Consider the following 23,008-nt stretch of genomic DNA (forward strand, 5'->3'; position numbering starts at 1 on the left):
CAGCTATGAAAAGAAGGAATTTTTTAAAGAAAATAGGTTTTGCTGCAGGTGCCCCAATTGCGTTCCAGGGCGTACCACTTAAATTATTGGGAGCTCATCAGGAAATTCAGAACCTGGCGGCTCAAAGCACCAATGATCGGGTGCTCATAATCCTTCAGTTACATGGGGGAAATGATGGTTTAAATACGATTATCCCCATTTCTAACTATGATGAGTATTATAGCCGAAGAGCGAATATTGCTATTCCATATAAAGTAGGAAACAGGACATTAATTCCACTGGATAGCACAGTGGCAAGCGAGGAGCAAGTCGGGCTTCACCCCGACATGCATGACTTTAAAAGACTTTATGATAGTGGTAAGGCTGCCGTTTTTCAGGGGGTATCCTATGAAAAAAATAATGGCTCACACTTCAGAGGTCGCGATATTTGGTTTATGGGTGGTGATGCTGATGATTATTTCAGTTCGGGGTGGATCGGCCGGTATCTTGGCAAAGAATATGAACCTCTCACTTACCCGTCCGACTTCCCAACTGAAGAGATGCCAGACCCCTTGGCACTGGAGATGGGTAATGATGTCTCACTACTCTTTCACCAGGAAGGCAACATACCCACATCAATATCTTTAGGAAGTAATCCAACTAATCTTGCTAATCTAATAGACCAGTTAGAAGGATTCACTGATGATGGAATTGACCCTAGAGGTAATCCACCCGCATTTCTAAATAATTCTCCATACGGTCAAGAGATGAACTGGATTCTTGGCCTGGAAGATAAATCTGAAACATACATCAAGCGATTGGCAGAAATATATGAATCTGCGTCGGACACCTCTGTTACTTATCCAGAAACATACCCTTTTAATGCACCACAAGGTGCCAAAAGTAATCCATTAACTAACCAGCTAAAATTAGTAGCCAGGCTATTAGCCGGTGGGGTGAAAACGAAAGTATTTCTAGTAAAAATGGGAGGTTTTGACACGCATGCTTCTCAGGTAGAGGATTATGACCCTACCATGGGAGTTCATTCCGCACTGCTTTATCACATTTCCTCTGCCATGAGTGCTTTTCAGAAAGACCTAAGATCAAGAGGATTGGAAGATCGTGTCCTTACTATGTCCATGTCGGAGTTTGGAAGAAGGGTTGGTTCCAATGGAAGTTATGGTAGTGATCATGGTACGGGTGGGCCAGTGATGATGTTTGGGCTAGGCGTAAAACCAGGAATCTATGGCACGGTTCCCGACGTTTCTCAGAGTAATGTTGGTATGCAGTTTGACTATCGTCAGATATACGCTAATATCTTGCACGAGTGGATGGGTGTGGAAAGATCTGTCATTGCCAATGACATTTTCTTCAGAGACTTTATTGAAGGACCCAATCCCGATGGAGGCAATTATGAACCCATGGATTTGATTAAAGAGGTAATTCTAGGCGAGAATGAGTACCTGAAAAAGAACTATCGCATGGAATCTGTCTACCCAAATCCAGCTTCCAACTACACTCAGGCGAAGATCTTTGTTAATAATTATCAAGATGTAAGTGTCCAGCTGATCAATGTTCGTGGAAATATTGTGGCACAAACGCAGCGACGAGTTGCTCCTGGTGAACATACATTTTCATTTACCTTAGACACACTAAGTCCTGGTTTCTATTTTATAAAAGCTAAATCTGAAATGCTCGATGATACAAAAAGGCTCATCATCCGTAAGTAGGCTCAGGGGATTTATTTTCCTTATGCTGCTATCAGGATTCCTAATGGCTCAAAAAAAGCCAACTAAAAATCCCCTAGAATCTTTTTTAGATACTCAGTTTTGGTTGGGTCTGAAAATGGGAGTTAATTATACACAGGCATTTCCTAATACACGTAATACAGGTTTCTCACCTGTTAATTACTCTGCCGATAGTTTACAAAAAAATTATGATGACTTTGCATTACCTGGAGCCCAGATGGGCCTTGAAATGAATTTCTATCATCGAGGATTTTCTGCATCATTTCAACCAGTGTATAAGCGCAGCAGATACAAATACAACAACCTGCTTGAGTGGAGGGGAGAATCTTCAGGCAACAGGTTTGAGACACGATACGATGTAGAGCAACGATTAGATGTGATAGAACTACCGCTGATGATAAAATATGACATTATACAATCAGGGAAAATAAGGCCATTTGTTATGGTCGGTGGGTTTCATTCTTTGATAGCGTCTGCTCAAAAAGATGTAAAAATCACGCAGGTAGATTACTCATCAGGCAATCCTTTACAATCATCAGGTGGCACTACAACACTCGGAGTAAAAGATGCATTCAAATCATTTTCAGGAATATCAGGTGGTGTTGGTGTCAATCTGGATTATTGGAACATACGAACGGTTTTTGAGGTCAACTATAAGCGATCACTTACCTCTGCAACACAACCAAATGTGCAGCAAAATGAATTAGCTTCCTTTGGAGAAATTAACGATGAGGTTTTCCTGAGAGATATAAGTGTTTCGCTAGGTTTCGTTTTCCCATTTAGATTTATCGATCAACAATTTAAGGCTTACTAAGCACGGTTAACTCTATATTTTTGAAAATCATGTCTGCAAAAAATGACTCTTCCACATTTATTTTAATTCATCAATTTAAATGGTTGATGCTATTAGTTTTAGTTTTTTCAAATATCTCGTGCTCAGATGAGGAGCCGGCCCTGAGTGAATCTTTTTTTAAAATCTATGATGACTCTAATCTTGACGTTAGCTATCGTCCAATTGATGTTGTGGAAACTGTTGACGGGTTTATCATTTTAACGGGAACAGAACTTTCTAATTCAGATTTTATGGGAGTCAGCTTAATAAAAATTGATGAAGAAGGTAACTATGAATATGAGAGTATTTTAGATGATTATGTGGTCCCGATAGGAAAAGTGCACTTAAACGAAAGCGACAGTAATAGCTATTTCTTCGTTATGAATCCTACCTCATTAGAGGCGATTCTTATTGGTGTGAATCCACAATTGGAAATTGAGGTTGAATCTACGTTAGGAGGAATAAACTACCCACTTTCATCTGCTAGATTAAGCAATGGGAACTTATTGCTACAGAGCTATGATCCCCTTTCACAGGAAACTGAAATTTCGGAGATTGCTCTTGATGGATCCTATGTTGGTGGAAACCGCTATTCCATTGGTCCCGGAGGAGATGTAGAGGAAGAAATCATTAATCACTACCTCAATGCAAGTGAACGACCACTACCATTTTTCTGTGGAGAGGTGGCGTCAGGATCTTACTACTTTAATGGATTTTATAACTATAGCTTTTCACTGGTCTTTACCGATTTCTCTGACTCACCTTCAGGAGTAGTTCAAGGGCAATCATCAAATGCTGGAATTAGAGCTGCACTACCCTTAAGTGGTAGTGAATTTGCTGTTTCTGGATTTCAGTTTGATGAAAATTACCAATTATCATCAACTACACTATCTACCACTGGAATATCTTCAAGTGCAGATCTTTATCCAGGAAATATGGCGGAAGTCAAGCCGTATACGCCAGTAGAAATTATCCGCTACACAAACTCATCCACCTACTCAATTTTTGCATCAGAAACGAAAGGCAGACAAATTCTATTAAATTTTTATAGCGATGCAGGAGAGATCATCGGCATGAGCCGAATTGGCTACCTAAACCCCTTCACATTCTCATCAATTAAGGTTGGGAGTGATAATTCATTGCTTGTTCTGGGAACAACATTTGTGGCTGGTAGGTTTGAGAGAATAGCATTGAACAAAATCTCTGAAAACGAAATTGCTGGTTTCATCGATTAGCCATTTAGCAAAAAATAGTATCTAATAAAATTTAGCTTCGTATTGTTCATTTGAATTAGATTTCAGGTTCAGCTCATTTGCTACAACTTATTGAACAAGGTTTTTAATGAATAGAAGTTTTCTTCAGCTAGAATATTCGGGATGGTGGATTTTGCTCATTGTTATAGCGGCGGTCCTGTTGTCCTACATGCTTTATTCCAAAAAGAATACACCTTGGAATAAAACACAAAATTGGATTTTGGCAACTATTCGATTCCTTGCGATTCTTTCAGTAAGTATTTTACTCCTGAGTCCAGCAATTCGTCAAATAACGAATACTGTTGAAAAACCAATTGTTGCGATAGCACTTGATAACTCTGAATCGATTGTAGCTCGTGGCACCTCCGAAGATTCAATCAAATATTCGATCAATCAAATAAAAGAAAGCCTTGAGGAATTAGAACTCGATGTTCCGATAATAACTTTTAACGATTCAATCAATTTTTCTTCACCAACTTCCAATCTTTCAAAACTGGTTAAAAAGGTTGAGGATCAGCTGGAAGGCCAACATCTTAGCACCATTCTTTTAGCCACAGATGGGATTTATAATAGGGGAAGTTCGCCGCTTTACAAGAACTATCTAAAACCAGTGGTTTCACTGGGACTTGGTGATACACTATCTCCCAGAGATATTAGTATATCAAGAACTTTGTATAACCGAATCACCTATAAAGGCAATGAAACTCCTATACGGCTTGAAGTAAAGCAAAAAGGTTATGATAACAGGGAGGTGCTGATGCAACTACGAGAAAACGGTAAAGTTCTTGACAAGCAAAAAATTCAGTTGAAGAATTCCTTGCAGGAAGTTGAATTTACCGTGAAATCGGAAAACGAAGGGCTGAGAAGGTTGGTGGCATCAATTACACAAATCACTGATGAATCCACCTTTGAGAATAATAAGGCAAATGTTTTCATGGAAGTAATAGATGGCAGAAAAAAGGTCCTAATTGTTGCCAATGCCCCTCATCCAGATATTAAAGCCATTCGTTCGACACTGGAAGAAACTGGTAATTATCAGACTGAGGTTTACATTCCGGAAATCAATGATCAAAAACCCAATGAAGTATATGATGTAGTGATTTTTCATGGAGCTTTTACCTCAGGGATCAATTTTATACCAAAGGAAAATCCTGGAATCTGGTACATCATCTCTAATGAGAGTTCGATAACTTCCATAAACAAAAACCTTCCATTTTTAAATATAGAAAGAAGGGGTTCACAACCTGATAAGGTGGCAGGGTCGTTCAATCAGAATTTTAGTAAGTTCAAAATAGAGGACGTTTCAGCATTTGAGGAGTATCCACCAGTCCAAGTGCCCTTTGGAGATTATAGCATTAGCGGCCCTACTGAAATACTGATGTACCAAAAATTGGGAAATATAATTACTCAGAAGCCATTAATGACCGTATATGATGATGGAGCATCAAAAACTGCCGTTTTGCTGGGACAAAATATTTGGCAATGGAAGTTACAGGAGTCGGCTATCAATAAAAATTCAAATCAATTTGATAACCTAATCACTAAAACCATTCAATTTTTATCAGTTAAGAATGATAAAAAGCAATTCCGCTTTTCCGTTAGAAAGCGAAATATCACCGACACAGAACCCCCTTTATTTGATGTTGAGGTTTACAATGACATATATGAACGAATTTATAACAACAAAATAGCCATTACGATAACACCCGAAGGAGGAGAAAGCCAAAATTTCACCTTTACAGACTCAGAATTCAATTCAGTTTTTCGATCTCCCTCCCTACCTCCTGGTATCTATCGTTTTTCTGCTAGCGTAAATATTGGAGACAAAACCTACACTGATCGTGGAGAGTTTTCGGTGCAAAATATAAATCCTGAATACCTGGATCTTACTGCAGATCATCAATTGTTAAGAAACATATCTAAAAAGTCCGGAGGTAAATATTTTCATTTGAATGAACGGGGGGAGTTAATAAATTATCTTAAAACGAAAGACCTAAAGTCAAAAATTAAGAGTGAAGAAAACTTAATACCACTTTACCAAGCGTGGTGGTGGTATCTAATCATTTTCTTACTTTTCTCTTCCGAATGGTTTCTTAGAAAATTTTGGGGAGGGTATTAAAAATTTATTAGCACTCCCATATAACCTGTCCTCCTTGAATAGAGGTTATTGCCTCTCTCTGAGTAATCAAAATTATACGAATAGCCTCGAAGGTTTTCACTATCAAACACATTGTTAAGACTCGCAAAAGCAATAATATTCATCTCGTCAGAGACAGCAAAGATTTTACTGATGGAAAGGCCGATGTTTGAATAGGCTGACAGACGATTCGTTTCAGAAACATATAATGGTTCATAAACATTGAGTTCCGTATCAAATCGAGTTGAAGTAATTTCTGAATATGTAGTACCCTCTCTTGCTACCAGCGTAGATTCTATCGTCCACATTCTACCTGGTGAGTACGATAGATTACCTCTAAAAAAATAAGAAAGATCATATGCAAAATTATTCTCTGAATCATTTTCTGCATCCAGCAATGTGATAGATGCAGATGCTCTGAGTTTAGAATTAAAGCGATAGTTAGTGAACAATTCCGCTCCCTTTGCTGTGTACTTGACTGAATTTATTTCACCTCTTTTATCAAACAAACTGAGTGAAATTTCCAACCCCCCTTTTTCTCTTTTTATGTCAATTGATTTTTGTTCATTCTTTGCTTCGAATGGTTCACCCGTATTCTCATACAAACCCCTCTTATGATAAACCCCTGTTCCAACCGTAATCGTCCATGTATTTTCTGTAAACGACATATTCGCCTGACTGCTCAAGCAACTCCGACTATCATCAAGAGGAATGTTTTTTCTAAGGCCCGTTCCTAGAGTGACTTTATTCGATAAGAAATATTTAAAATATCCATAAAGATCAAATACTTTCACATCGGCTGACTCCTTAAAAGAAATGGTAGGGTGGTCAGGACCTAGCGCATAAAAAACTTCATGAAAATTTCCGTTGACTACAGAGTTTCTATAGTCATAACTCAAGCCAGACTTCAGGCTATATTTTTGGTTTGATATTAGGTAATTTAATCCACCGAAAATATCCTTCTTTTTTACCCTAAATGCGACATTTGAGTATGCATAATTACCAACGCTGTAGCTAAGGCCGTTATTAATACTTACTGTTCCTTTTCCCCATGGAATTTCAACGGATGAAATCAAAAAACTTCTCCGCTTACTCTGATCAAATATCCCTTCAAATGAAGGATGTTTAAAGTTGAATAGATATCCTTCAGTTACTGAATAACTCAATAACTTCCAATTGATCTTCTCTGTAGATCCGTACCAGTAAACCCCAAAGTCATTGGAGGTAAATGATTTGATTTCTTCAAGCGCCTCCTCATTTACTAACTTTATTGGGCCACTAGGCTGCCAATTCGAGAAAATTTTCAGGCTTTGGTTTTCATTAATTCTCTGTTCTCTTGAAAATCCAATATTGGCAAGGCTTATCACTAGAGAATTTGTATTGTCTCCAAGAATACGATCATCCGACTGCATAGAAATAATACCAGAGGTAGCATTCCCAAACTCCAAAGGAGGATTGCCTGGAAATACTGTAACACTCTTAATAATGGCTGTGCTGAAAATACTAAACGTGCCAATACCATTTAATTGAGAATACCTTACTCCATCATAAATTGGAACATTATTAAAGAATATCCCAGTCTCAATTGGACTGCTTCCTCTCAAACTAATATTAGCAGATTCATCTGTTGTAGTTGAAGAAGGAAGCGAATTAACCGCCAACAAAGGATCTGCCTTAGCTGCCGGGTTCGTGTAAATGTCAATCTTTTTGATCTCCATATATTTAAACTCCTCAGCTATCAGCGGTTTTGCTGTTACAACAACCGTTTCACCTTCAACCTGGATTGCCTCCAATGCTACTATCAAATCATCAGAAACCGGGACAACTACCTCCCGGAATCCAACATAAGAAACGATCAAAGAATCATTTGAATCATTACCTGTCAATTCAATTGTAAAAGCTCCTTCGATATCGGTAATTGCGCCTTTACGCCAGTTGTTCATCAAGTAAACATGGGCACCAATGAGGGGCTCACTACTCTCAGCATCTACGATTTTTCCACTTATTGATTGTGAAAAAAGAAGCTGGGAAGCAAGTAAGAAAACATATATCCAAACCGTTCTCTTCATGATTTATTGATCTTATCAAGAACAGACTTTGCCCAATAGTATTGAGGTTCAATAGTTACCGCCTTTTCAAGCGTTTGCTTTGCCTTTTCATTTTGATCCGTCTTTCTGTATGCCATGGAAAGTCCCATCATTGTATCCAGGTAAAGCCAGTTTTCCTTAGCCCCTTGCTTTTCATATATCTCAATCGCTCTTGAGAAAGCTTCTAATGCAATCTTAGGGTCTCCACCAAACATTTCCGGAGTGTAAAGTTTTGAACCACCGTGTAGTTTTTGTACTAAAGCAGATTCTGGCTGTAGTCTAACAGCTTCCTCCATTAGCGAACTACTTTTCATTCCAAGAAACATTCCTTTCATAGGACTGTAAGCCATGACTAGACCGTAGGTTGAAGAAAGAACGGCTCTTGGTTCTCCCCATTTTGGATTTTCTTCGATCAAATCTTTCAGAAGATCAATGGTCTGATCCTTAAAATCATCGAAGGTTTCTTCATCCTGTGTAGCCATGGTATTATTAAGTAATCCATACATGGCCATAGCGGTTTCAAAACTCTTTTTCCCATGTTTCTTTTTTGCTTCCTCAATACTCTTCTCCCAAAGGGTTTTACTTGCTTTTAGATAAGCAGCGTACTGAGTTTCTTTTACTGATTGTCCCCATGAAAGCATAGCTATCATAAGTGTTAAAATTGATATTGATTTTTTCATTTTTATTTATTTAAAGTAGTTTATATTACAAACTACATGATTAAAAAAAATTACTCTATATACTGTTTTAAATTATTTACATAATTCTCAAAAGCCTTAATTCCAACCTTGGTAATACTACAAGTGGTCAAAGGTTTCTTTCCTTTAAATGACTTAGTAACACTGATGTAGCCGGCGCTGGAAAGTTTATCTAGCTGCACACTTAGGTTTCCAGCAGTAGCTCCAGTTTTTTCTTTAATAAAAACAAACTCTGCTGAATCCACTCCAATCAGAAGAGACATAATAGCTAGTCTTAACTGAGAATGTAGTAACGGATCTAATTGTGCAAAACTCATTTTTCTGCTTTTCTAAGTAGATATCCTGGAATCAAATAGCCTGCTAATATACCCACTGCACCAACCAAGTATTGATCCAATGCAGGTAAATTAAATGCGATAACACTTGCTACCCATAATGCCAATCCGCCCATTATTAATGGACTAAAGCGTAAGGCCTGACCAGAAATGAAGGTTCCTATCCCTGCAAAAACCAAGATGATTGCGTTTACATTGTAGTTTACATTCGCCATAAAAAAGAGAATGATCAATACACCAATGAAAACAGCCAGCCATATTTGACTATACAATCGGTCCAGATGGCTTTTTACTTTAGCATCTTTACTTCGTTTGGCACCATGTACCATAGATATAATTGCCGCTGGTATAGTAAGAACCCAAACAATGTATGGGTAATCTAACCAGTCGTACTTAGCAATAAGATAGTGCCCGATATTAGCCATCATCACTACCCACCCCCAAAGCAGAAAATAAAAACTCCCTCCCTTGGCTACATTACGTTTAGCCTGCCCAATCATGTCGGTGATTAGCGCTAAACTCTCGTCTTTTGATAATTCTTTGTTACTCATAATTTTTATAGATTTTACTATAAATACGATACAAATATAAAATAGTTTATATTATAAACCAAAAAAATTTTAAAAAGGGATTACTCATCGTAATCCCTTTATTTTATTTTTCTTTTTTATCCTGAGTCTTGGAAGCTTTCTTTTTCTTTAGCTTGATTGTCAAATCCTCTTTCTTTCCATCCCAATCAGCTAAGAGCGTATCTCCTTCTTGAATATCTCCTTTCAAGATTTCTTCTGCAACAGGATCTTCCAGGTGCTTTTGGATTGCTCTTGCTAATGGTCTTGCTCCATATTGTGGGTCATACCCCTTATCAGCAAGGAATTCCTTTGCCTTTTTAGTCAATTCGATTGCATAACCAAGATCTGTAATTCTTGAGAATAGCTTGCCCAAAGTGATATCTATGATTTTGAAAATATCTTCCTTTTCAAGTGAGTTGAAAATAATAACATCATCAAGTCTATTCAAAAATTCAGGGCTAAACGTTTTCTTGAGTGCATTTTGAATTGTGGATTTCATGATATCATCCATACTATTCTTCCTACTCTGGGTTGCAAAGCCGATTCCAGCACCAAAATCTTTTAGGTCGCGAACACCAATGTTGGATGTCATAATAATTAAGGTATTTCTAAAATCAACTTTACGACCTAACCCATCGGTAAGTACTCCATCGTCAAGCACCTGAAGAAGAATGTTAAATACATCTGGGTGTGCTTTTTCTATTTCATCAAGCAATACCACACTGTAAGGCTTTCTTCTTACTTTTTCGGTAAGCTGCCCACCTTCTTCGTAACCTACGTATCCTGGAGGCGCCCCAACTAATCGAGAGACAGAAAACTTCTCCATGTATTCACTCATATCTATTCGAATAAGAGAATCTTCCTTATCAAATAGAAATGTAGAAAGCACTTTGGCCATTTCTGTTTTACCTACTCCAGTAGGTCCTAAGAAAACAAATGAACCGATCGGTTTCTTTGGATCTTTCAATCCTACCCTGGTTCGCTGAATTGCTTTCGATAATTTTTTGATGGCTTCCTTTTGTCCAATCACATCGCCTTCAAGCTCTTTACCCATTGTCAAAAGCTTGGCACTCTCATTTTCTGCAATTCGTTTAGTAGGAATCCCCGTCATCATAGCAATTACATCGGCCACATTATCTTCACCTACCTCATACCTCTTAGTTTTCGTCTCTTCCTCCCATCTTGTTTTTTCATCTTCCAGCTGAGCTATCAGTTTCTTCTCTCTGTCTCTAAGTTGGGCCGCCTCCTCATATTTTTGGCTTTTTACAACTTTATTCTTTTCCTTCTTCACATCCTCAATTTGATCTTCCAGCTCCGTGATGATTTTAGGAACGTTGATATTGTTGATATGAACTCTGGCACCCGCTTCATCTAATACATCGATGGCCTTATCCGGAAGGAAGCGATCTGAAATGTACCTATCAGAGAGTGTAACACATGCCTTTACCGCCTCTGGCGTGTAGTTAACATGATGATGGCTCTCATACTTGTCCTTTATATTATCTAATATTTGAAGGGTTTCTTCCGGTGAGGTAGCATCTACCATTACCATTTGAAATCTTCTGGCTAGTGCACCATCTTTTTCAATATACTGTCTGTATTCGTCAAGCGTAGTAGCTCCGATGCATTGAATCTCACCTCTCGCTAGAGCTGGTTTGAACATGTTAGAGGCATCTAAAGAACCTGATGCTCCTCCAGCACCTACAATTGTATGAAGTTCATCTATGAAGAGAATAACCTCAGGAGATTTTTCAATCTCATTCATTACTGCCTTCATTCGCTCTTCAAACTGTCCCCGGTATTTTGTTCCAGCTACAAGAGATGCCAAATCAAGTGTTACCACTCTTTTTCCAAAAAGTATTCGTGAGACTTTCTTTTGAACAATTCTCAATGCCAAGCCTTCTGCGATAGCAGTTTTACCCACTCCCGGCTCCCCAATAAGGATTGGATTATTCTTTTTTCTTCTACTAAGCACTTGAGCTACTCGCTCAATTTCTTTCTCTCTTCCTATGATCGGATCAAGTTTGTCATCCTCTGCAAGCTTAGTCAGGTCTCTTCCAAAATTATCTAGGACAGGTGTTCTAGATTTCTCCGCTCCTTTCTCTTTGCCCGATGAAGCTCTTCCAGAGCCTCTTGGGCTGCTTCCATACAAATCATCACCTTCATCATTCGGATCATCAGTATCAGCCGAAGCAATTGGATTTTCAGTCTGATACTCTAACATCTCCTTTACCAAGTCGTAATTCACCTCGAACTTCTCTAGTATTTGAGTGGCCAGGTTATCTTCATCTCTCAATATCGACAAGAGCAAATGCTCCGTGCCAATTAAGGCACTTTTGAAGATTTTTGCTTCTAGATACGTGATTTTGAGCACTTTCTCAGATTGCCTGGTAAGTGGAATATTCGCAAGGTTTTTAACGTTACTGGTTGCCGTGCCCTTGGTGGCTTGTTCAATCGCTGAACGCAATTCCTTCATGGACAGACCAAGTTTTTTCATCACACTAACTGCAACACCTTCGCCTTCTCTAATCATTCCAAGTAACAGATGCTCAGTTCCTATGTAGTCATGACCCAATCGTAAAGCCTCTTCTCTACTTAGTGAGATGACTTCTTTAACTCTATTTGAAAATTTCGCCTCTTTTGACATGCGTTTTGACTTTCGCTTTAATAGTAAAAATATAGGATATATGAAGAAATACCCCTTAATGTAGATCAAAAAACGTGAGTAGTTTCAGATTTGTTCATTCACTCGTCGAAATAATTACATTATGAACGAACTACAGTCACTTATCCATTTTTATGACTTGGACTTGCTCAAAATATGTGCCGCATTCGGACCTTCATTCATGATCAAATCCACGATACTAAGATTTGGAACAAAGGTATCACCAAAAAGCTGCCTGTAAGGATGTGGATTGTATATTTTTCGATTGGAAAATGATTTTTTAGGATTTACGATTCCTCTAAAATCCATATCTCCATTTTTGATATTTGGAACAAAGTCAGTTGTAAAAGAGTGATTAAAATCAATCTGTAAAATTTTAAAAATCAATTTCATTAACTCAATATTCAAATCTAAAAGGTCTGGAATTTCCTTATCCCAAATATTTTTTAGATCATCACCAAAATATTCAAAAAAAGGGGCTTTGCCGTATGATGAGTAAAACGCGCCCCAATGGTCTTTCATCCATCGCTGTGAATAATCAACCTTCACTTCCCTTGTTAAATCTCCGTTATTATACTTAACAGGAATTATTAATGGCTGGACCTTATTGGATGTTAAGAAGTAGGCGCGGTTTCTAAACGTTTGTTTTGGAAAAGAGTCATTAATTTCAAAACATATTTTTTCATATTGCACCAATAAAGAAAAATATTCGAGACTCCCCAAATAGTGAGGTTCTATTAAAATCACGCTCATTAAATAATATTCACGTCACCAATTCCTTCCCTCAGAATAACTGGCTCACCTTGTGTGCAATCTATGACAGTACTTGGATGAACTTCTCCATAACCTCCATCAATAACCACATCCACCAAATTCTTAAATTCATCATAAATAATTTCAGGATCTGTGGCATGATCATGAATTTCATCATCATGTATAGAGGTTGTTATGATCGGATTTCCAAGTTCATTTACAATGTCACGAGGGATGTTATTATCCGGAATTCGAATTCCGACCGTCTTTTTTTTCACATTTAGAATCTTCGGAACTTTTGAAGAGGATTCCAAAATAAACGTATATGGACCTGGTAAAGCCTTCTTCATCAATTTAAAGGTCGGCGTATCCAAATGCTTGGTATACTCTGAGATATGGCTTAGATCATGACATATAAATGATAAGTTAAGATGCTTCCCTTTTATTCCTTTTATTAATCTAATTCTTTCGATAGCCCTTTGATTGAAAATATCACATCCTAACCCATAAACAGTATCCGTCGGATAGATGATAACTCCCCCATCTCTCAAAATCTTTACGATTTCGACAATTTTCCTTCGTTCAGGATTTTCAGGATACAACTTTATAAACTCGGCAGCCATAGAATATTTGATTCTTTCACAAATAACAATATACTAAAAGAGCGAAAAAACAGCGATTTCAAAATCAAATTGTTAAAATGTTGAGCTTATCCAATGTGGATTAATTTATTTTGCGGAAAATTTTTATGTCTTCTTTGGGGATTACCTTCAAATATTATGACATTAAGTTTTAAAAGAAAGATTTAATAAGAACAAACTGCAATGTCAGAAAATACAACTATCCAAAAGCCTAATGGCAAACTAGGAATTCTTACTCCGGGAATGGGGGCTGTGGCTACTACCTTTATGGCGGGTGTGCTTAGTATTCGAAAAGGGCTTTCTGAGCCGATCGGATCACTTACCCAAATGGGAACCATTCGATTAGGAAAAAGAACCGAAAAGAGAAATCCGTTAATTAAAGATTTCGTTCCTTTAGCAGCACTTGAAGATGTTGCACTTGGTGGATGGGACCTATTTGAAGATAATGCCTACGAGGCTGCAATGCATGCCAAGGTTTTGGACAAGGATTTGCTTAATAATCTAAAAGATGAGCTTGAGCAAATCAAGCCTATGAAAGCAGTTTTTGATAAAAACTATGTGAAGAGACTTGAAGGGAGTCATGTGAAGCAAGGAGCTAACAAAATGGAGTTAGCGAAAATGTTGATGGAAGACATTGAAAACTTCAAGAAAGAAAATGATTGTGAGCGAGTGGTAATGGTATGGTGTGGATCTACTGAGATTTACATCGAAGAAAGTGATGTTCACTCTACAATTGAGAAATTTGAAGAAGGTCTCAGAAACGATGACCCAAATATCCCGCCGAGCATGATCTATGCTTATGCTGCAATTAAAATGGGTGTACCGTATGCTAATGGTGCTCCTAATCTTTCTAGTGATGTTGACTGTCTCGTTGAACTTGCAAAACAAACAGGTGCTCCCATTGCAGGAAAAGATTTCAAAACGGGTCAGACCTTAATGAAAACCATTCTTGCTCCAGGCTTGAAGGCAAGATCTCTGGGTATTGATGGATGGTTTTCCACCAACATTCTGGGTAATCGGGATGGCGAGGTTTTGGATGATCCGGATAACTTCAAGACGAAGGAAGTTTCAAAGCTCGGGGTACTTGAACAATTGCTTGAGCCGGAATTGCACCCTAAGCTTTATGGTAACCTTTATCATAAAGTAAGAATCAATTATTACCCACCAAGAGGTGACGATAAAGAAGGCTGGGATAATATTGACATTAAAGGTTGGTTAGGTTATAAAATGCAGATCAAGGTAGATTTCCTTTGTAAGGATTCCATTCTAGCTGCCCCACTTGTTCTTGACTTGGCTTTATTTTTGGATTTAGCTAAACGTTCGGAAATGAAAGGCATTCAAGAATGGCTTTCATTCTACCTTAAGTCTCCTCAAGCATTAAAAGGATTGAAACCACAACATGACATTTTTGTCCAGTTGATGAAACTTAAAAACACACTTCGTTACCTAGCTGGAGAAGATTTAATTACCAATTTAGGATTGGATTACTACGATTGATTATAGGAGTTTTTTATCCATTAATTGAATAGTACTCTGAAGGTCATCTGGATTGTCTACATCATTCCAGGTGTACCCTTCGATTAATACTGATTTTGCCTCTTTGTCAGCCATCAGCTTAGACACAGATTCTGATATCGTATATTCCTTCTGGTCAAAAGACTGTTGAAACACCTCAAAAACTTTCGATTTCAATCTAAAGAGGCCAGTATCATATCTATTAAATTTTGGAATCATTTTGCCAATCGCATCAATAAACCCATCACCATCTACCTGAACTTTTGTAACATCGTCAATATCAATATGCTTATTGGATTCTCCGGGCATATCCACCGCTAATTGAAGGGTTTTGTCCAAAATAGAAGACTTTTTAATAAACTCTTTGACAAAGTTTGGATCAAAAACATGATCACCCATTGTCAGGAAAAAGTCTCCTAACCCATTTTCTTCCACCCACTCTTTTGCTCTAAAAACTGAAAATCCATTTTCCAAATCAAACCTCTCATTGTGAAGAATAGTTATATCAGCATCGTGGGTTTCCATTAGTTGGGGAAGAGCTGCCTGAAGTTTTTCAGCTCCATATCCACTAATAATACAGAACTTTTTTACCCCACATTTTTTGAAGATTCGAATATGACGTGCCATTAAAGTTTCACCATTTAAAGTGACCAGACTTTTTGGAATGCCTGTATCTAATCGGGTATTTTTACCGGCTGCTAATATTACGAGATTCAAATTGTGTGCTTTTTAAATAATTATGATAAAAAATGACATAGGATTCGATTCAAATCTCAATGTTACGAAAATGTTTCCAAGTGATATAACTAAATTTGCGGAATGGGGAATTTTTTGAGAGAAAGGTATTCAAGCTTCAAGATTGCGGAGGACGCAAAAAGGAATGGATATTATGCTTTTTTTCGAACCTTTGAATCGAAGCAGGAGACAGAGGTGAGGGTGAACGGCAAAGATGTTTTGATGTTTGGGTCAAATAGCTATTTGGGATTAACAACACACCCAAAAGTTATTGAAGCTGCTGAAGCTGCTGTAAGAAAATATGGCTCTAGCTGTTCCGGTTCAAGATTTCTGAATGGGACGACAGACATGCACGAAGAGCTTGAGAATAATCTCGCTTTGTTCCTCAATAAAGAAGAAGCTCTTGTGTTTAGTACAGGATTTCAGGTTAACCTTGGGGTTCTCCCAACGATTGCTAAACAAGGGGATGCACTTCTTCTTGACAGACTTAATCATGCATCTCTGTATGAAGGTGCAAAACTAAGTGACGCATCCACCGTCGTTTTTCGACACAATGACATGCAGGCCTTAGAGAAAAAATTATCGCAACTCCAGGACGCTAATCATCGCATCATTGCTGTTGATGGTATTTTTAGCATGGAGGGCAATATTGCTAAGCTCCCGGAGATAGTGGAACTGGCAAAAAAATACAATGCTTCCGTAATGAGCGACTGTGCTCATGCGATAGGAGTACTAGGAGATCATGGCAGAGGTACACCAGATCATTTTGGCATTAATGATGATGTCGAATTAATTGGTGGAACCTTTAGCAAATCTCTTGCCTCACTTGGTGGATTTATAGCAGGAGATAGAGAGACCATTCAATATATAAGACATGTCGCTCGTTCATTAATCTTTAGCGCCAGCATGACACCTTCATCTACTGCAGCTACCATTGCCGCTTTAGATATTATGAAATCTGACGACTCAAGAAGACTTAAGTTGTGGGAAAACACCAATTATTCACTTAAACGGCTTAAAGAGCTTGGTTTCGACACTGGGTATGCCGAGACACCTATTATTCCAATATATATAAGGGATAATGAAAAAGCCTATAAAATGACTATGCGGCTATTCGAGGAAGGAGTTTTTGTGAATCCGGTTGTTGCTCCTGCGGTTGCTCCTACCGATACACTGATCCGTTTTTCTCTAATGGCAACTCATACCATTGAGCAAATCGATATTGCTATCGACAAAATAGTTAAAGTGGCTAACGAATTAGATGTAAAGCGTCAAACAGAAGTGGCTTAAATTGAAAGTAGCAATCACCGGAGCTAATGGTTTTTTAGGATCTTATTTGGTGAAAGAATGTCTCCGTCAAGAGATGGAGGTTCATGCCTTTGTTAGAGCCAATGCAAATACCTCTTTACTTCCCTTAGACGGTAATTTTCAATCACATACCGTTGATTATCGGCAAGACCTTGATGAGCAATTCTCGACGCTAAGAGAGCGAATAGGAGATCTTGATTTCTTCATTCATAATGCCGGCATGACCGTGAGTCTGAAAAATGCTGAATATTACCAGGTAAATGTTGGAATCACTACAGCTATAACTGAAGCAGTTCTAACCTCAAAACTGCTAAAATCGACAGGACGCTTCGTTTACACATCGTCCTATGCTGCACAGGGTCCGGCGACCATCAATCAGCCTGTATCTCACTACGGAAGAAGTAAATTGCAAGCTGAAAAAGTAATTCAGGAAAAAATGCCAAATTATCTTTTGGTTAGACCTACAGCAATTTACGGTGCTGGAGATGAAGCTTTCCTCCCACTCTTTAAGGGTGCAAAAATGGGCGTCTATCCTGTCACAGATAGCAAGCAAAAGATGAGTATGATTCATGCTGGAGATTTGGCAAGAATGATCGTCAAGGACATGCATAGGACTCCTGGCATACTTCACTATAATGATGGACATACGTATCTTCACCAGGATTTTATTGAGATATTTCAAGCACTATTTAAAAATAAGGTAAGGAAATTCCCTTTACCTAAATGGCTGGCTAAATTTTCTATGGGTTCATCCGATATTTGGCATAAGCTAATCAATAAGCGTCCTGGAATTACACTCGAAAAATTTGACGAAATTTCTCAAAATTGGGATCTACACACGACTGACCTCAAGCATTCTTCTGTTAAGGCTGAAATCTCTTTGAGAGATGGGTTTGAAGATGCTTTAAGATACTATACAGAAAACAACCTCATCTAATGTCACTCACTCTAAAGGAAGTCAATGGCAAAAAGGAATTAAAGCGTTTTATCAAATTTCCTTTTAGTCTTTACAAAGGCAATCCATTTTATGTAACTCCACTCATCGATTTCGAAATGAGTACACTTCTTAAAGAGAAGAACCCTGCCTTCGATCATGCTGATGCAAAATATTGGATCGTTGAAAAAGAAGGTGAAATAGTTGGAAGAATTGCAGCTCTCATTCTAGAACCAGAATTAGAGAAGAAATCTCTTGCTCGATTTGGATGGATCGATTTCATTGATGATCTGGAAGTTTCTGACCTACTGCTAGAGACCGCTAAAAAATGGGCTGAATCAAAAGGTGCAAAAGCAATTCATGGACCAATGGGGTTTACCGATTTAGATTTTGAAGGCGCACTTGTTGAAGGATTTGATGAGATGGCTACTCAGGCCACCATCTACAATCACCCTTACTATATCAATCATTTCAAAGCCTGGGGTTTAGATGTGGCAGCTAGCTGGGTGGAACTTCGTGGGAAGGCACCAACCAATAATCCAGAGAAAGTGAATCGAGCGGTTCGAATCATCCAAGAACGCTTCAAAGTGAAAGTTAAGGAATTCAAAAACGCCAAAGAAATCTTAACATATGCACCTGGAGTTTTCGAGGTACTAAATGAAGCATACTCTGACTTATATGGCTATATTCCACTAACCAAAAAACAAATTGATTACTATGTAGAGCAATATTTTGGCTTTATCAGAAAAGAATTTGTCTGCATTATAGTAAACGAATCTGATGAGGTGGTAGGATTTGCTTTGACACTTCCATCATTATCAAAAGCATTTCAGAAAGCAAAAGGATCTCTTTACCCCTTTGGGTTCATCCACGTCCTGAAATCATTCTATTTCAATGATTTAGCAGATTTATTCCTCATCGGTGTGAAACCAGAATATCAAAAGCTTGGTATACATGCGCTTATATATGATTATCTACAAAAAATTTACGAGAAGAAAGGAATAAAATACATGGCGTCAGGTCCAATGCTAGAGAGTAACAAAAATGTCCTTAATACCTGGAGTGAATTCGATATTGAAGTTGGAAAAATAAAGCGAAGCTGTTTCATCAAACATTTTTAGACTGAGTTTAGTAGTTTCACAACATGGAAATGAAAGGTAGGCATGCGCTAATAATTGGGGGTTCAAGCGGCATAGGTTTGGCAGCTGCAAAAAAACTAGCCTCTCATGGCTGCAGCATCACAATCATCCATAGAGATCGTAAACAAGGTGTTATAGAACTTGACGCGATAAGTGCAGATCTTAGCAAAAATTTTAATGTTTCTATTTCAAACCACAACATTGATGCAACAAACTCTGAGAAAATTGAAGAGTGCCTGCAATCCTTAAAATCATCTGATATTTCTTCATTCGATATGGTTCTCCATGCTGTCTCAAGGGGAAACTTAAAACCATTTGTGTCAGATGGGGCTAAGCTAACAACTCAGGATTTAGCTTTGACAATTGAAGCAATGGGCACAAATCTTAAGCTTTGGATTGATGGATTATTAGCAAATAAACTGATTACTAAAGGAAGCAAGATTTTGACCCTGACCTCAGAAGGCAATGATAAGTTTTGGGAAGGATATGGGGCAGTTGCATTGGCTAAATCTACCTTAGAAACACTTTCTAAATATTTGGCTATTGAGTTGGCTCCAAGAGGGATCACTGTAAATATCATACAAGCAGGTGTTACTGACACGCCATCATTACGTCTGATTCCTGGTTCTGATAAATTGATTGAAGTATCTAAGCAAAGAAATCCTTACAAACGCTTAACCACTCCTGAAGATGTGGCCAACACCATTTTTCTTCTATCACAGCCGGAAGCTAGCTGGATAAATGGAGCAACTATTCACGTTGATGGTGGAGAACATTTAATATGAGTTCTTACGAAAACATACTACGCCTCCTCCCTTATGAACGCCCATTTCTATTTGTAGATGAAATTCTATCAATTACCGAAGAAAGTGCTATAGGAAGCTACACGATTCGCAAAGATGAATTCTTCCTGGAAGGCCACTTTCCAGGAAATCCAGTCGTTCCTGGTGTTATTTTGACTGAAATTATGTGTCAAATAGGACTTGTCACTTTAGCGATGTATTTGATGGAATTGGACGAAGATTCCAAAGTACTTCCTGCCTTCACAAGTGCCAATGTGGACTTTCTTGCCAAAGTACTCCCCGAAGACAAGCTTATTGTTGAATCAAAAAAAGTCTATTTTCGCTTTGGGAAGTTAAAATGCACTGTTTCCTGCAAAAAAGAAGATGGAACTGTTGTGGCGAAAGGTGAGTTAGCAGGGATGGTGGTCAAATCAGAAAGATAATTTTGAAAAAACAAAGAGTTGTAATTACAGGGCTTGGCGTTGTTGCTTCAAATGCAATTGGTGTTGAAAATTTTCACCAGGCTCTAAAAAATGGGAAATCAGGAATCAAAAAATGGGATGAGTTTGAAAGATTGAATTTCAGATGTCAAATTGGGGGTGTTCCTGACATAGATAGTATTGACCTGAAAGATTTTCTTCCCAGATTTTTAGCGGAAAAACTGACAAACAGAGCGATTATTTATGCTTGTCTAGCTGGAGTTGAAGCTTGGAAGGATGCAGGTTTTGAACCCAATGAGGACGTAGACTTCTCTACTGGCATGATTCTAGGGGCAGGGGATTTGAGTTTTGATAATTGGAAAAACAGAGAGTTTCCCGCATACCCAATAGATCGTGGTGAAAATAGAAAACTGGGATCACGTACTGTTTCTGAGGGAATGAATAGTGGTGCCGCAGCGTATCTCAACAATATTTTAGGAATAGGAAACAGAGTTCAATCAAATTCTGCAGCCTGCATTACAGGATCTGAAGCCGTTTTACTGGGGTATGAATATCTTCAGACCGGAAGAGCAGAAAGGATGATTTGTGGAAGTACGGAGGGAGACGGGAAATATATTTGGGGTTGCTTTGATCCAATGCGTGTATTGTGTTCTGACTCCAATGATAGTCCTTCCACTGGTTCACGACCTATGAGTGCCACTTCAAGCGGATTTGTTCCTTCAGGTGGTTCAGGTGTTCTTATTCTAGAGACATTGGAAAGCGCCAAAAAGCGAGGAGCCAAGATTTACGCTGAGATACTTGGCGGTCAGGTTAACTCTGGTGGCCTTCGAGGAAGTGGAACGATGACTGCCCCAAATTCTGTAGCTGTTGTTAAGTGCATCCAAGAAGCAGTATCAAATGCAGGCATTCATCCAGATGAAATTGATCTTATAAATGGACATTTAACATCCACGAAGGGTGATCCGATTGAGATTAAAAATTGGGTTGCTGCGCTCGGAAGGTCTGGAAAGGATTTCCCCCTCATTAACACACCTAAATCAATGATTGGGCATGCTGTTGCAGGTGCAGGATCAGTAGAGCTTGTAGCGAGTATTTTACAGATCAAAAACGACTTTGTACATGCTAACTTAAATGTCGAAGATATTCATCCAGAAATTTTATCAGAAATTTTTGGGGGTTGTATTCCCACGAGTTGCCAAAGCAAAGAAGTAAACACTGTTATCAAAGCTAATTTTGGATTTGGTGACTTAAATTGCGCGCTCGTTTTACGGAAATACAAAGAATAATGACTAGAGAAACAGTAAAAACCGACCTGATCAATATTATAAAGCCTTATCTACCTGAAAACATTATGGAAAATGAAGTTTCAGAAGATAAGCACCTTATCAATGATTTGATGATCAATTCTGCACATATTGTTGATATTGTGTTAGATATAGAAGATAAATTCGACATTATGATTGATGACGATGTTATCGGAGAAATGAATACTGTTCAGGATTCAATAGATGTAGTCTTGAAGAAGACTGCTTAACCGTTAGTTGTCGGTTAATTCTTTAATAAGTTTTTGATCGTATTTCCTCTGAATCATATTCAGAGGAATATAGCCAATGGTCCATATTAAGCTTGCGACTAGATATACCTCAAATCTTCCGAGAAGAGCAGAAATGATCATTGCGTTGCGGTGAGTGTTACTACCTCCCAGCCATGCCCACCAAAACAATAACCTCATATTCAACTTTGAATAAATGGGGTCAAATTCCTCAGGGTTTTGTCTAGATAACTCACGCATCTTTTTCCTTTCCTCAGGAGTCCGTGTGGTTGATTTTATTTGCTTACCAGTGTAGTCAAGGTTGATATAATGAATGATCTTATGGAAGAGTTTATCGCCTGTTGGCCTAATTTCTTCCTTCGTCAACGGTATATATCCAGCAGGAGATTTCCCAACCAGGTATAAGTATTCCGATTTATAAAACTCATATAATCCTGCTTTATAGCTATGAGCCACTCCTGCAGCAATCATTAAAAGCAATACCCCGAACCCATAATGCGGAATCAAGAATAAAGTCCCTCCGATATAGCATGAGATAAAGACAAGGTTATCTATCAAGCCATCTATTTGTCTACCAATTTCAGAAGATTGACCAGTCATTCTTGCCAACTGACCATCTGAACTATCCAATACTCCAGCCCAAGTAATAAGAAAACCAGCTAGTGCTGCTATCCATAATGTATCCTGATAATAAAATAAGGCCCCTCCGATTACTCCTATAATTAGGCTTATAATCGAAACTTGTGTTGGGGTCATTTTAGCCCATTTGGCTGCTTTTGCAAAGTACAAACCGTAGAAGCGGCTGAAATGGATGTCATACCGCTCTTCAATATCAATCAGCTTAATGGTAGATAATACCTCGTTCAGGTGGTTTTGGTGCCTCCTTTTTAAATAGCCTAGCATTAA

Annotated in this window: 21 protein-coding genes; 12 read left to right on the forward strand and 9 right to left on the reverse strand. The window is 38.3% G+C overall.

Annotated features, from left to right (window positions below):
- The first annotated feature begins 5 nt into the window (after positions 1–5).
- From ACO05G_RS14420 to ACO05G_RS14435, 4 genes are all read left to right on the forward strand, one after another.
- Positions 6–1,709 carry a DUF1501 domain-containing protein gene (locus tag ACO05G_RS14420; protein WP_421763387.1) on the forward strand — a complete coding sequence of 568 codons (1,704 nt, stop codon included), beginning with the start codon at positions 6–8 and terminating at the stop codon, positions 1,707–1,709.
- Between the two features lie 43 nt (positions 1,710–1,752).
- Entirely contained in the window at positions 1,753–2,541 is a 789-nt protein-coding gene (locus tag ACO05G_RS14425) for an outer membrane beta-barrel protein (RefSeq protein WP_421763388.1), read from the forward strand.
- An 86-nt stretch (positions 2,542–2,627) separates the two neighbouring features.
- Complete coding sequence (locus ACO05G_RS14430) at positions 2,628–3,794, forward strand: hypothetical protein (RefSeq protein WP_421763389.1); 1,167 nt, start codon at positions 2,628–2,630, stop codon at positions 3,792–3,794.
- Between the two features lie 106 nt (positions 3,795–3,900).
- Entirely contained in the window at positions 3,901–5,931 is a 2,031-nt protein-coding gene (locus ACO05G_RS14435; RefSeq protein ID WP_421763390.1) for a hypothetical protein, read from the forward strand.
- On the opposite strand, the gene ACO05G_RS14440 is transcribed toward ACO05G_RS14435, so the two are convergent.
- From ACO05G_RS14440 to ACO05G_RS14470, 7 genes are all read right to left on the reverse strand, one after another.
- The gene (locus tag ACO05G_RS14440) at positions 5,928–8,018 is read right to left on the reverse strand and encodes a carboxypeptidase-like regulatory domain-containing protein (protein WP_421763391.1); all 2,091 of its coding nucleotides are present in this window, start codon (positions 8,016–8,018) and stop codon (positions 5,928–5,930) included. The two genes, ACO05G_RS14435 and ACO05G_RS14440, sit on opposite strands and share 4 nt — an antisense overlap.
- Positions 8,015–8,716 (reverse strand): hypothetical protein, encoded by a 702-nt coding sequence (locus ACO05G_RS14445; RefSeq protein ID WP_421763392.1) that lies wholly within the window; start codon positions 8,714–8,716, stop codon positions 8,015–8,017. Before ACO05G_RS14445 ends, ACO05G_RS14440 begins: the two co-directional genes overlap by 4 nt.
- 50 nt (positions 8,717–8,766) lie before the next feature.
- The gene (locus tag ACO05G_RS14450) at positions 8,767–9,051 is read right to left on the reverse strand and encodes a transcriptional regulator (protein ID WP_348281930.1); all 285 of its coding nucleotides are present in this window, start codon (positions 9,049–9,051) and stop codon (positions 8,767–8,769) included.
- Positions 9,048–9,620, reverse strand: a complete 573-nt coding sequence (locus ACO05G_RS14455) for a hypothetical protein (protein WP_348281929.1) — start codon at positions 9,618–9,620, stop codon at positions 9,048–9,050. Before ACO05G_RS14455 ends, ACO05G_RS14450 begins: the two co-directional genes overlap by 4 nt.
- Before the next feature lie 103 nt (positions 9,621–9,723).
- The gene (locus ACO05G_RS14460) at positions 9,724–12,285 is read right to left on the reverse strand and encodes an ATP-dependent Clp protease ATP-binding subunit (protein ID WP_348281928.1); all 2,562 of its coding nucleotides are present in this window, start codon (positions 12,283–12,285) and stop codon (positions 9,724–9,726) included.
- Positions 12,286–12,435: 150 nt separating this feature from the next.
- Positions 12,436–13,056, reverse strand: a complete 621-nt coding sequence (locus ACO05G_RS14465) for a WbqC family protein (RefSeq protein WP_348281927.1) — start codon at positions 13,054–13,056, stop codon at positions 12,436–12,438.
- The gene (locus tag ACO05G_RS14470) at positions 13,056–13,679 is read right to left on the reverse strand and encodes an L-threonylcarbamoyladenylate synthase (RefSeq protein ID WP_348281926.1); all 624 of its coding nucleotides are present in this window, start codon (positions 13,677–13,679) and stop codon (positions 13,056–13,058) included. Before ACO05G_RS14470 ends, ACO05G_RS14465 begins: the two co-directional genes overlap by 1 nt.
- 201 nt (positions 13,680–13,880) lie before the next feature.
- Here ACO05G_RS14470 and ACO05G_RS14475 point away from each other — a divergent pair, with 201 nt between their 5' ends.
- On the forward strand, positions 13,881–15,194 hold the full coding sequence (locus ACO05G_RS14475) for an inositol-3-phosphate synthase (protein WP_421763393.1): 1,314 nt from the start codon (positions 13,881–13,883) through the stop codon (positions 15,192–15,194).
- Here the strand turns inward: ACO05G_RS14475 and ACO05G_RS14480 are convergent, their stop codons facing one another.
- A complete protein-coding gene (locus ACO05G_RS14480) occupies positions 15,195–15,929 on the reverse strand; it encodes an NTP transferase domain-containing protein (RefSeq protein ID WP_421763394.1) in 735 nt (244 codons plus the stop codon).
- A gap of 102 nt (positions 15,930–16,031) precedes the next feature.
- Between ACO05G_RS14480 and ACO05G_RS14485 the strand changes: the two genes are divergently transcribed.
- Genes ACO05G_RS14485 through ACO05G_RS14515 form a run of 7 tightly spaced genes read left to right on the forward strand, consistent with a single transcriptional unit; the run spans position 16,032 to position 22,084 of the window.
- Positions 16,032–17,237 (forward strand): aminotransferase class I/II-fold pyridoxal phosphate-dependent enzyme, encoded by a 1,206-nt coding sequence (locus tag ACO05G_RS14485; RefSeq protein WP_348281923.1) that lies wholly within the window; start codon positions 16,032–16,034, stop codon positions 17,235–17,237.
- A 1-nt stretch (position 17,238) separates the two neighbouring features.
- A complete protein-coding gene (locus ACO05G_RS14490; RefSeq protein WP_421763395.1) occupies positions 17,239–18,192 on the forward strand; it encodes an NAD-dependent epimerase/dehydratase family protein in 954 nt (317 codons plus the stop codon).
- Positions 18,192–19,310, forward strand: a complete 1,119-nt coding sequence (locus ACO05G_RS14495; protein ID WP_421763396.1) for a hypothetical protein — start codon at positions 18,192–18,194, stop codon at positions 19,308–19,310. Before ACO05G_RS14490 ends, ACO05G_RS14495 begins: the two co-directional genes overlap by 1 nt.
- 23 nt (positions 19,311–19,333) lie before the next feature.
- Positions 19,334–20,113, forward strand: coding sequence for an SDR family oxidoreductase (locus ACO05G_RS14500; RefSeq protein WP_348488872.1), 780 nt, complete (start codon positions 19,334–19,336; stop codon positions 20,111–20,113).
- Entirely contained in the window at positions 20,110–20,553 is a 444-nt protein-coding gene (locus tag ACO05G_RS14505; protein ID WP_421763397.1) for a 3-hydroxyacyl-ACP dehydratase FabZ family protein, read from the forward strand. The genes ACO05G_RS14500 and ACO05G_RS14505 overlap by 4 nt, the downstream gene beginning before the upstream one ends.
- Before the next feature lie 2 nt (positions 20,554–20,555).
- A complete protein-coding gene (locus tag ACO05G_RS14510) occupies positions 20,556–21,836 on the forward strand; it encodes a beta-ketoacyl-[acyl-carrier-protein] synthase family protein (protein ID WP_421763398.1) in 1,281 nt (426 codons plus the stop codon).
- Positions 21,836–22,084, forward strand: a complete 249-nt coding sequence (locus ACO05G_RS14515) for an acyl carrier protein (protein WP_348281917.1) — start codon at positions 21,836–21,838, stop codon at positions 22,082–22,084. Before ACO05G_RS14510 ends, ACO05G_RS14515 begins: the two co-directional genes overlap by 1 nt.
- Before the next feature lie 3 nt (positions 22,085–22,087).
- Here ACO05G_RS14515 and ACO05G_RS14520 read toward each other — a convergent pair whose 3' ends face one another.
- Positions 22,088–23,005, reverse strand: a complete 918-nt coding sequence (locus tag ACO05G_RS14520; protein WP_421763399.1) for a CDP-alcohol phosphatidyltransferase family protein — start codon at positions 23,003–23,005, stop codon at positions 22,088–22,090.
- Between the last annotated feature and the right edge of the window lie 3 nt (positions 23,006–23,008).

Origin of the sequence: Ekhidna sp. (assembly GCF_965227465.1) — a bacterium.
Taxonomy (GTDB): domain Bacteria; phylum Bacteroidota; class Bacteroidia; order Cytophagales; family Cyclobacteriaceae; genus Ekhidna.